At 40.1% G+C, this 11,812-nt stretch carries 8 protein-coding genes and 1 riboswitch; of the genes, 2 read left to right on the forward strand and 6 right to left on the reverse strand.

The features are described from left to right. Positions 1-111: 111 nt before the first annotated feature. Entirely contained in the window at positions 112-666 is a 555-nt protein-coding gene (locus tag DW251_RS04420; RefSeq protein WP_021870760.1) for a DJ-1 family glyoxalase III, read from the reverse strand. 159 nt (positions 667-825) lie between these two features. Here DW251_RS04420 and DW251_RS04425 point away from each other — a divergent pair, with 159 nt between their 5' ends. After that, complete coding sequence (locus tag DW251_RS04425) at positions 826-1,275, forward strand: CYTH domain-containing protein (RefSeq protein WP_021870761.1); 450 nt, start codon at positions 826-828, stop codon at positions 1,273-1,275. Here DW251_RS04425 and DW251_RS04430 read toward each other — a convergent pair. Further along, complete coding sequence (locus DW251_RS04430) at positions 1,272-1,706, reverse strand: TIM barrel protein (protein WP_147352216.1); 435 nt, start codon at positions 1,704-1,706, stop codon at positions 1,272-1,274. The two genes, DW251_RS04425 and DW251_RS04430, sit on opposite strands and share 4 nt — an antisense overlap. 88 nt (positions 1,707-1,794) lie before the next feature. After that, the gene (locus DW251_RS18555; protein WP_347474620.1) at positions 1,795-1,914 is read right to left on the reverse strand and encodes a transposase; all 120 of its coding nucleotides are present in this window, start codon (positions 1,912-1,914) and stop codon (positions 1,795-1,797) included. Between the two features lie 573 nt (positions 1,915-2,487). On the opposite strand from DW251_RS18555, the gene DW251_RS04440 reads away from it, so the two are divergent. Further along, positions 2,488-2,865 (forward strand): type II secretion system protein, encoded by a 378-nt coding sequence (locus DW251_RS04440; protein ID WP_118300356.1) that lies wholly within the window; start codon positions 2,488-2,490, stop codon positions 2,863-2,865. Positions 2,866-3,234: 369 nt separating this feature from the next. Here the strand turns inward: DW251_RS04440 and DW251_RS04445 are convergent, their stop codons facing one another. The 3 genes from DW251_RS04445 to DW251_RS04455 form a co-directional block, all read right to left on the reverse strand. Beyond that, complete coding sequence (locus tag DW251_RS04445; RefSeq protein WP_182433576.1) at positions 3,235-5,436, reverse strand: ATP-binding protein; 2,202 nt, start codon at positions 5,434-5,436, stop codon at positions 3,235-3,237. Positions 5,437-5,514: 78 nt separating this feature from the next. Beyond that, on the reverse strand, positions 5,515-8,388 hold the full coding sequence (locus DW251_RS04450) for a transporter substrate-binding domain-containing protein (RefSeq protein WP_118300357.1): 2,874 nt from the start codon (positions 8,386-8,388) through the stop codon (positions 5,515-5,517). A gap of 112 nt (positions 8,389-8,500) precedes the next feature. Beyond that, the gene (locus DW251_RS04455) at positions 8,501-10,666 is read right to left on the reverse strand and encodes a response regulator (RefSeq protein WP_118300358.1); all 2,166 of its coding nucleotides are present in this window, start codon (positions 10,664-10,666) and stop codon (positions 8,501-8,503) included. Positions 10,667-10,842: 176 nt separating this feature from the next. Further along, a riboswitch (cyclic di-GMP riboswitch) is annotated at positions 10,843-10,918 on the reverse strand. Between the last annotated feature and the right edge of the window lie 894 nt (positions 10,919-11,812).

The raw sequence follows: 11,812 nt of genomic DNA on the forward strand, positions 1-11,812 counted from the left end.
TTTTAAATTTCCAGTTTTTCCCAATTATTAGTTAGAAAAAAAGACCGCACTTCTTATCTGTGCAGTCTTTTTTACTCCTGTTACTTATTTTAATATGATAATCTATATTCCTTATACCTGGTCGTACTGGATGGAATCCTTTACCATCTGTGCATGCTGAGGTCCCATCAGCAGACGGATCAGTTCGATCCCCAGATCTAAGGCATATCCAAGTCCTCTTGCTGTGGTGATATTTCCATCTGTGATCACGCCCTGACGGGTGTAGGAAACACCCTCTAACTTGTCCTCAAAACCTGGATAGCAGGTGGCTGTTCTTCCCTTTAACAGTCCCATTTCCCCAAGGATACTTGGAGCTGCGCAGATGGCTGCAATGCGGCGCCCCTGCTTGTTTGCCTTGCAGATCGCATTCTTTAAGCCTTCATGAGCCTTTAATGTATTGGTTCCCGGCATACCTCCTGGGAGGAATAATACATCTGCTTCTTCTGCTGCTGTTTCATCAAAAAGGGCATCTGCTTGAAAATGAATATGATGAGAGCCTGTGATCTCACGGCTTCCTGTTACTGATACAAGTGTTACTTCTGCTCCGGCACGGCGAAGAACGTCTACTACTGCAAGACATTCCACTTCTTCCAGCCCATCTGCAAGAAACGCAAAAACTTTTGACATTTTTTATTCTCCCTTTATACATATAATGTGTAACCGATCTGAAACTTTATTTATTTTACCATTTTTCCCTTTTTCTGAAAAGAGATAAATGCTATGATAGTGTATACCAAAACGTGCAAAATATTGTTAAAAAAGCACACAACCAGAAGGAGTATCTACATGGAGATCGAAAGAAAATTTCTCATTAAACAAATCCCTGAAGGGTGTACATCTTTTCCCTGCAGACAGATCGAACAGGCCTACTTAAATACAGATCCTGTGGTCCGGGTCCGCAGGGACAATGATGACTACTATCTCACCTACAAGGGAAAAGGCCTCTTATCCAGGGAAGAATATAATCTTCCTCTGAATAAAGAAGCCTATGAACATCTGCTTGCCAAGGCAGATGGCATTATCCTTACAAAAAAGAGATATATGATCCCGGTTCCGGGAAATGATCACCTTACCATTGAATTAGACGTCTTTGAAGGCCACTACGACGGTCTTATCCTTGCAGAGGTAGAATTTGCCAGTGAAGAGGAAGCAAAGGCATTTAACCCGCCTGCATGGTTTGGAGAGGACGTTACTTTTTCCGGTGAGTATCACAACAGCCGCCTGTCAAAGGGTTAAGCTAATATCTTTTTATAATGCTCCAGCTGGTCTGCCATCTCTTCGCCTACTTTGTAGCTGAGAAGGATGGCATCCGGCACCAGCTTCTCCGGCATAGCAAGAAGATAATGCTGGATCTCATAGGTAAAAGCCCTTTTATAATCTGCCTTTGCCAGAGCTTTTAAAATCATATCCCAGTCTGTATTTCCTGTATAAGGAAGCACATGAACATTTCCCCGGTCTGTCTGGTCGGAAATGTGGGTAGCCCGAAGATAGGGACCTACTTTGGCGATCGCCTTATCCTGGTCCAGGTTTTCGATGGCGCCGTGTTCTGTATCCCAGCAGATACCCAGATTGTCGGAGCCAATGGCTTTTAACAGATCCAGTAATTCCTCCGGCTGGATACAGTAGCGCTTCACCCCTTCTTTTGTCTCACCCCACATGTTTTCCACGTGAACTACCCATTCCCTTACGGACAGTTTTTTTGTTTCTGTATTTTGGTATCCGCAAACGGCACACAGCTGACTGCTGGCATAAAATTTATTTATCTTCCGAAACTATCACTTGGTTTTCGCTGATAATCTCATGTGACATCTTGTGCAGATAATCTTTTCTGGTATTTGTTATTTTCTCGTAGCATAATGCTATCTTTTTCTTTATTTTGTAGTAGTTTTGGCTTCTTTTTTCTTTGTGTGCTCTCCCAGCAGACCTCGAAAGATCGAAAGACCAATACGCTCTTCTGCCTTCGAATCCTTATAGATTCCATTTGTGTTTTTACGTTTTCAAGATATAATAGTTGAACAAAATCGGAACTTTCTGTATAATAAAAAACCTGGATGTTGAAAATTGAAAATACCTCAGAGTACAATAAGACTATTGACTGACAGGTTAGTAAAAATCTTATTGAACAGAGAGAGGTATCTACAATGAAGTCTTACACACAGAACGCAAAACGACAATAATACAACTAAAAATGACCGTAAGGATCCGAATGTTATAGTAGGATTAGTTAGAGATTATGCGATGCAGACTAAACGTGTGGATTATGATCCTGGTGGATATAGGAGGTTAGCTGCCATAGAGGGAAGGGTATACCATTCAACCGCTATTTCAGTACCTGACACTGATACATCGAAATGCTTATAGATGTGGCTTATTCACTGAGATATGAAAGGTTGAAAAACCTTGAATTTTCAATAGAAAACACTTGATTATATGAGGAGGTGAAGTGCTATGAAAAAGAAAAACGATGGATTCACGCTGGCAGAGCTCTTGGTCGTTGTCGCTATTATTGGAGTTCTTGTGGCGATCTCCGTTCCGATCTTCAGTCAGCAGCTTCATAAAGCCAGAGTTGCGACAGACTGGGCCAATGTAAGAAACTACTATTCGCAGCTCCAGTATGATTTTATGGAAACAGAAACAGTCAAGGATGAATACTTGAATGAATGGCAAAAGCCAGGGATCACTTCTTTTCAATTAACAGGACAGACTGTGAAACTAAAAACCGGATGTCTATGGGTTGCACCAGAAAACAATAATGGTGGATACAACCTGCTGTATATTTGCAATGACTATCATGACAAGTGTCGATTAATGCTTCCAGAAGACTAAGAATATAGTTCCATGGGCCTATGGGAACGGAGTACTCCGTCCTCTCCTATAGAGCCTTTTTCTTATTTTACCCTGGCCTTCCACGCAACGTAAAGGTCAAACCACTCGCCTTTCACTAAATTTACTCTTACCGCAGATAGCTTATCGAATTTCCAAAAAGAAGTTCAGCATAATGCGTTGTTATGTCCTTTTTAAGATATATTCCAACAGGCAGTAATTCGACATAATATTCTATCCATGATATAATTTAAATAATAACATATGAACGAAATACAGTGAGTATATCTGCAATTATGAAAATTATCAGTTAACTTCTCTGTATTTTAATTATACAAGGATTTTTCAAACGCAATTTCTGTCTTTTTATTCCTATAAATCTTCGTGGAGTTTTATATCCCTATTATCTGCCATACATTGTTTTAAAGCAACAATCATTTTTTCCGCATCCAACGGCTTTGCAAGATGGGCATTCATTCCTGCCAGCCGACTGTTAATTATGTCTTCTGCAAAGGCATTTGCGGACATTGCAATGATCGGAACCCTCATGGCATCTCTTCTTTTCATTTCCCTGATTATCCTTGCCGCATCCAGTCCATTCATCCTCGGCATCATAACATCCATATAAATCACCCCGAAATAATCCAGTGCGGATTTCCCGAAGATTTCAACTGCTTCCTGTCCGTCCGCTGCACAGGTAACCTCCATACCACTGTCTTCCAGTATACATCTGGCAATTTCCATGTTCAGCTCATTGTCTTCCACAACCAATGCCCGCATACCTTCCACTGAATAATCCTCAAGGCTTACCGAATTGTTTTCTGGTGAATTACTGATTTTATCCTGTACTCCAATTTTGAACGGTATTTTTACAACAACTGTAGTACCAACACCAATTTTGCTCTTCAGTTCAATTCTTCCATCCATCCTGTCCACAAGCTGTTTCGTAATCGCTAGCCCCAGTCCGGTGCCTTCATATCTGGATCTGCTTGTCTGGCTTTCCTGGGAGAACATATCAAAAGCATGGGCAATAAAATCTTCACTCATACCCACGCCTTGATCTTTGCAATAGAAAGTGAAAAATGCTCTGCCATCATCCAGCGCTTCTTCCTTAACCCAGACCGTGATCACACTACCCACCTGACTGAATTTTATAGCATTGTCCAAAATATTCGATAGAATCCTGCCAAGATATACCGGATTTCCAACCAGAGCGATGTGACTATATGTACCATTTTTCCAGTCAATCTCATACTGAATGCCTTTCTTTGCAGCCCGCTCATCATAAATTTGGTTCAATTCCCTCAGTACCGTTGTCAGATCAAACAAAAGCTGATAATCCTTTAAATCTCCGCTCTGAAGTTTATTCATATCCAGCACATCATTTACCAGAGACACAAGATATTTCAGGGATTCCATTGCCTTTTCTCTGATCTTCTGCTGCATCTGTGGATCATCTGCATACTGATTTCCCATATTTACCATACCGATAATACCGTTCAATGGTGTACGGATATCATGACTCATGGTTGCCAGAAACCTTGTTTTCATTTCGGCTTCCCTCTTTGCTGCTTCCGCTGCAAAGTTAAGATTCTCTTCACGTCTCTTGGAATCACTGATACTGCGGACCGTACATAAGACATGGGTCACATTTCCAGATTCATCCCGTTTTTTTACAGTAAAAAGCATCCGATGCCAGCTGCCATCACACATCCTGTATTCTGTAGAAATACATTCTTCCGTCTTCAATCTTGCGGAAAGTGTAGAAACATCCAGAAACGGACGTATCAGCGGACGGTATTCCGGTGCAACCATTGTATCACAAAGCTGATACAGTTTCTCCAATGCACATCCTCTGTTTCCTGTCAGTTTGTGTATTTCGCTGTCATTTGATACCTCTTCAAAAAAATCTTTCTGCACATCAATCCTGTAGATAGAACAGTAACTCTTAGCAATTGCCGAAATTATTTCATTACTCAGCCGTGTCTCGTCCAGTGCCTGCCTTAACTGATTCTGGATCGTAGTTTCTTTTTCCATGATATCATCAATATGTCGGAAACCCACCAGTGCGAAAAAATGTTTCTCGTCCTGGTATATTTTGATTGCCTGCGCCTCAAAAAATTCATGCTGATTCGGATTTGGTTTGCTTCTGTAATGGTAGGTAATGCGCTCCCTCCGGGAAAGCTGTTCCTTCAGATACCTCGTCGAAATCCAGTCTTTAAATTCTTTTCTCTCTTTTTCATACAGATACTGAACCGCATATTGGTCAGCAGCATAATTGAAATTATCACACTGTTTCAGATTCATTTTTTTTGCATTGGTTCCGTCATTCATATGCAGAATCTCAAAGAAACCGGTATTTAATTCAACATAATAGACAGCCGTAAAATCTGCACATATTTTGTCCAAAAGCCGTCTTTCCGCTATCTGTTCTTCCAGCGTACTTTTCAGTTTTCTGTTCCTCATATGTACCATTACAGTCAGGATAAGAAGCAGAACGATCAGCACGGCTATAAAAACCAAAGCGGCTACAGACTGCATTTGCTTTGGAAATATGTATTTAGTTTCTGTCATAGCAAAATCCTCTCTCTGTTTCCTGCCTGCTTTTTCCATGCACCCAGAAAGCTCCTGATTGCTGCGGTTGCCTCATAATCATTCATGACAGGCATTTGACCTTCTCAACTCCTCGCTTATGGTCTGCTTAATTTTTTTATCATCCAACGGCTTTGCAAGATGTGCGTTCATTCCTGCTTCCAAGCATTTTTCTGCATCTTCCCTGAATGCGTTTGCAGTCATAGCAATGATAGGGATTGTTTTTGCATCTTGCCGTTCCAGAATTCTTATTGTTCTTGTAGCAGTAAGACCATCCATCACCGGCATCATAACATCCATTAAAATAACATCGTATGTTCCCGGTTCGGAAGCTTCAAAGTGCTGAACAGCTTCTAACCCATTGTTTACCGTTTCTACTTCAGCCCCATTTTCCGTCAGCATGAATTCTGCTATTTCCGCATTCAACTCATTATCTTCAACCAGCAATATCCGGATGCCTGATATATCTGCATGAAAATCTTCTTTTTCTTCTGGTCGTGCATTCGTATCAATTTTAAATGGAAGTACTACAGTAAAACAGCTCCCTTCACCCAGCTTACTTTCAACTGTTATGGTTCCGCCCATCTTTTCTACAAGTTGTTTCACAATAGGCATTCCAAGACCTGTACCACTATAATCAGAACGTGCAGAATTGTCCGCCTGTACAAATGGAGTAAATAATTCATTTTTTATAAATTCTTCTGACATTCCAATTCCATTATCTCTTATTTTAAATTCACATGTCATATGATCTTCTGATCTCTCGATCGTTCTCATACTCATGTAAATAGAACCATTCACCTTATTGTACTTCATACTGTTTGTAAACAAATTCATCAATATTTTTTTCAGGTGAACTGAATTGCTCCAGACATATATACCGCTGTAATCATCATGTTCCCCTACAACATGAAGTCCTTTTTCTTCTGCCTGAAAAGATAACGATTCCGTGATTTCCTGACATACCTCATCCAGATTGATGGATTCATCATTAAAAACCACTGTATCTGATTCTAACTTTGCCATATCTAAAACATCATTTACCAATGATAATAACAGTTTCGAAGACTCCTTTATTTTATTCAGGCAATCTTTTGCCCGCTCACCATCATTTCCGCTTTTTTCAAGAATCATAAGCATACCAATAATGCCATTGATCGGTGTCCTGATGTCATGAGACATGTTATTTAAAAAGGAAGTCTTAGCCTTATTGGCACTCTGTGCTTCTACAAGTGCATTTTGTAATTCCTGCTGTTTTTCTTCAAGCTCCTGATTCAGCTTCAATGCCTGCTCAGCAGACTTCTTGGATTTTTCTTCCGCACGTTTTGATTTTTTCAAAAAATCAAGAATGATACACAGAACAACGAAAAAAGAAATTCCAGCGATAAGTGATACTGTCAGTAAATTGTCCTGAATAAAATCCTTCGCTGTAACTTTTCGTGAGGAAGCATTATACGAAACTACTGCACCTGAAAATTGAGTTGTAGGCATAGATGTCAGTGTTTTATTCAGAATGGACAAAAGAACCGGTTCTCCCTGCTGAATAGCAAATGGAACATCAGCTTCTTTTGTCAGGAAAACACTATGAAGCTTATTATTTTTCAAATAGTCTGAAACAGTACCTGAATTGCTTACAATACAATCCGTCTCCCCTTTCTGCATTGCTTTTACTGCTGCATCTGATGTTTCATATTCCACAACCTTCCATTGCGGATAATTGTATGAAAGATATGCTTTCAATGCAAAATCATCTTTTTCAACGGCAACTATATTCTCTTTATTTTCATCAAAAGAATCCTTTGCCGTAATTGCTGCCATATTGAGAGTCAATAGCGTATCCGACAAAGCAAATCCATTTGTTTCTGCAAAGTATGGATTCTGGTTTGCATGAAAAATCAGGTCTATTTTTCCATCCTGCAATGCCTGAAGCAGTTCACTTCTTGTCTCATATCCATTTAATTCAAATTCCAGAGTCTGACCTTGCAGACAATTTTCTGCAAGATCCACATAATCTGTAATAACACCTGTCAGTTTACCTGTTGATGGATCTACACTGCTGATACCTCCATCCTGATTCAGATACCCTATCCGGATTGCACCATGCTGCCTGATCCACTCACTTTCTTCTTTTGAAAGAAAGGAGCTGCTCTGTGCAGAAAGATAACGCCTGTAGAGATCATCTGTGTAAAATGGGTTGTCATCCTTGATTCTGCGCATAGCACTATCCAATGCTTCTTTGATATCCGGACGTTCTGGATTTATAGCGAAATAGATTTCTGTCTCTCCAATACTTGTAAGCGGTGAAATATCCGATTCTTCCCAACGGGATTCTTCTACCGAAACGAAGCAGTCAATTTCATGTTTCGACAGTTTGTCCATAATTTCTGTGGTTGTAGAAACATTGATATGCTTCGTATGCAGACCATATTTTGATTCCCATTCATTAAGCACATCCTCCTCTATATTATCTTTAGACACACCAATATTTTTTCCCTCAAAAGAATCCAAATTTCCTGCTGTAAGATCCATATTGGATGCATCCGTATAGATGTAATATTTCTCTTCCCCCATAGGCATATCGGAAAAAAGCATATTTTCAGCACGTTCGTCTGTATAGGAAATGTCACCAAGAATATCAATCTCTCCATTTTCCAACTGTGTAAAGCAGTTTTTCCAATCACTTGTTATGTATTTATATGTCCATCCTGCATAACCTGCAATATCTTGAAGATACTCATAACCATAGCCGCTTCTTTCTCCATTTTCATTGACTACATTATAAGTTTCCTCAAAAGATCCTACCCGGATAACATTGTCAGAGTTTTCTTTGGCAGATGCAGGAACGGATAAAACAATAAAACATATAATTGTGCAAAATATAAAGTAGCAAAATTTAAAATTCCTTATATTCTGTACTAATTTGCACTTCTTCATCTTTCTCCCACCCTCCAGGCTACAGTCGCTTGCTTGTTAAATTCCCCATCATCTATAATGAGTATTTTTTGTCTTTTATCCATATTTTTAATTTCCTTTATATATGCGGTTTTTATGATTTTGCCAGCAGTTTTATGATTGCGCTTTTTAATAACGGAATATCAATCGGCTTTCCGATATGTTCATCCATCCCAGCATCCAGACAAGCTTTTCGGTCTTCCTCAAAAGCATTTGCCGTCATGGCAATGATCGGGATCTTTTTGGCATCTTCACGTTCCAACTCACGGATTGCTTTTGTTGCTTCCAGTCCATCCATGACCGGCATCATCACATCCATGATGATAAAATCATACTCACCCGTCTTAGAATTTCGGAATATTTCAAGTGCTTCTTTTCCGTTTCTTGCTTCAGCAATATCCAGGTGCTCTTCTTCCAGTATTGCATGGGCGATCTCCATATTGATGGCATTATCTTCAACAAGAAGCACACGCTTTCCTGACAGATTCATGCTCTGTGGACAATTATCCTTCTGCGGATCATTCTTTTCAGCCAGATGCTCTATCTCAAATGGAACCGTAAACGTGCTTCCAATATTTTCTTCGCTTTCCAGTTCTATTGTTCCACCCATCAGTTCAACTATATCTCTCACGATTGAAAGCCCCAGACCGGAGCCACTGAATGTCGTAGTTGACCGTTTGCCTTCCTGCGCAAAAGCATCAAACGCATGTTTTTGAAATTCCTCACTCATTCCAAGGCCGGTATCTGAACATACAAACTGAAAAACCGCCGTATCCCCATCATCCGATAATTCTTCGCAATGAACATTCACTGTTCCATGAAAATGATTGTATTTAATCGCATTAGAAGAAAGATTCATTAAAATCCTGCTCAGATGTACCGGACTTCCAATCAGATGTCTGTGGCGGATTGTGCTTGCGTCCACGCCGCCTTCAAATCTTACACCATTCTCATAAGCACTCATTGCAACAACCGTCAGATTATTACTTAACAATTCTGCCAGATCAAAAGATTTATGTTCCAACACAAGGGAGCCGGATTCCAGTTTGCTGATATCCAGGACATTGTTGATCAGATTTTGCAGATAATCTGTGGACTGAAGTATCTTCTGCCTGCATTCCTGTAACTTGACCACATCATTGTTATGTTTTTCAGCGATATGGATCATCCCCACGATTCCGTTTAGCGGTGTACGGATATCGTGGCTCATACGCTGGAGAAAGGCTGTTTTTGAAAGATTCGCACGATGAGCATCTTCCATGCTTGCCTTAAGCCGTTTCTGATACATGAGTTCCCGTGATTTTTCTTCCGTAATATCCCGAGCGACATAAAGCACATCCACAGCGTTTCCATGCGCATCTCTGCTCTTTACAATAAATCTGGACTGCCTCCATTTTCCATTTGCTCCCATAAATTCAATTGAAACAGAATTCGTATTCCGGAGTCTCTCGGTCAATGTATCAAATTCAAGAAACTTTCGGTACCTTTCTCTCTCTTCAAGACCAGCAAATGCCGTTGGAAGCTGTTCCATAACATCATCAATTTTTCCCTTTTGACCAAGTATTTTTCGCACAAAGTCATAGCCCTCCAGAAGCTCATATGTCCGCTCCTTAATATTGGCATACACAATCGTTACATACAATGTGGCAATTGCAGAAATAATCTCTGTCCTCTTTGTTGCCTCATCAAAAGCCTTTTTCAACTGTACCGTACTTTTCAGATTTTCCCTCACACATCCAAGATGCCCACCGACATCAGACAGCAGCGTGATGGAAATTTCATTCTGACTCAAATCAGGATTATCCACTCCGATGAATCCATTCATTTGATGATTAGCGTAAATCGGCACTGCAATCAAGGAACATATTTCCTGTGTTTTTAATAATTCATATTCCTCCGGCTCAGAACATTTTGTTGCTTCCAGATCATGGATCACAATTGTTTCCTTGTTTTCAAAGCGTTTCATCCAGCTTGGCATCAAACTGACTGGGATTGCCTGAAGATTATCTATCTCTGGTATCACTCCATCGGCACACCATTCAAATGTATTACTCAGACTGTCCTTCTGATCGGTTTCCCAGTCAAAAACATATACCCGGTCTGCCCCTGTATAGTTTCCAATTGCCTGCAGCAAAGAGTGAATGATTTCTGACAACTCCTGCTCATTTTCCACCTGATCCATAAGCGAAATCTGATGCAGAATCGTATCCATGCTATGTAATTTTATTTTATAAAGTTCCTGAATATCTTTTGTTTTCATTTCCCATCCCCCTACATTCCCAAGTATTCCACTAATTCATGAAATACCTCTGCTAATATTTTTATCTGCTCCATTTTTATATTTTAGCAGCCACCAATTATTACTTGCCTGTTTTAGTTTCTTTTTGATCTCCAAAAATGAAAAAAGCATTGTCATTGCAAACAATGCATCTTTAACGTGGCAACTGGCTACCATTTTACAGGCCCTATAGCTTTGCGTCCCAGACTTTCATCTGGTTTGCCGATTTCCTTATTATAACTTTTAAACGTATGCAAAAAACTGATTTTATTATACTATAGCACTCTACTGTACACAAGAAAAAACATTACCGCTTTAACGCTAAAAATAAAAAAAGAACAGCCGATATATACATTCGAACTATTCTCCTACTTCCGAAGTCCATGTAGCATTGACATTACTGTTTCCTGCTCATTTGTACTCAAATCGTTCCATATCCTTAAAACTTCTTTCTAATCTTCTGTCAGGTTCTCTGAATTACCTTCCTGAAAAAAGTTTGTCATATAAAAATTTTTAACGTCAAACAAAAAATTGGAAGCCACAGTGTTATCCATGACCTCCGACTCATTCTGCTTATTCTACACTGTCCTTACACCCAAATCAGCCCCTCTCTCCATCTTATCTTGTCCCTGCTTTCCCTGGATAATTTTCTTATTGATTTCCAAGCGTTCATGGATTGACGTTTTCTTCTCTTTTCCTGTCATTGCTCTCTTTTGTGCTACTGGCTTTCTTTCAGCTTTCCCTGCGTCCTTAACTGCTGTATTTGCTTCAACGCCGGCTCTTGACACACGCAGACCCGGGCACGGGCTGCATGGAGTTTGAAATTCGCAAGGGGCGGTTCTCCTTTTGGCCGACCGCCCCATACAGCGCAGAACGCCGCTGGGCGGCAAGCGAAGCAGCGAAAAAACGAATAAAAGGGGGTTTTTATATTGCCATTCGTAAAATTTGTTGTATATGACTTATGATTATCGTGTTTGCTCTTAAATTTCGGATAACCTGCATGTTCCTTGTTCCCATGCCACAAGTATATAACAATTTTCCACTTTTGGCTACCTTAACCCACCGTCTAAAGCCAGTGGAATTGCGGTAGCCTTACTTTCAAAAAATGCAAGTGCCAGCTCACAGAAC

Origin of the sequence: Clostridium sp. AM22-11AC (assembly GCF_003473545.1) — a bacterium.
Classification (GTDB): Bacteria; Bacillota; Clostridia; order Lachnospirales; family Lachnospiraceae; genus Enterocloster.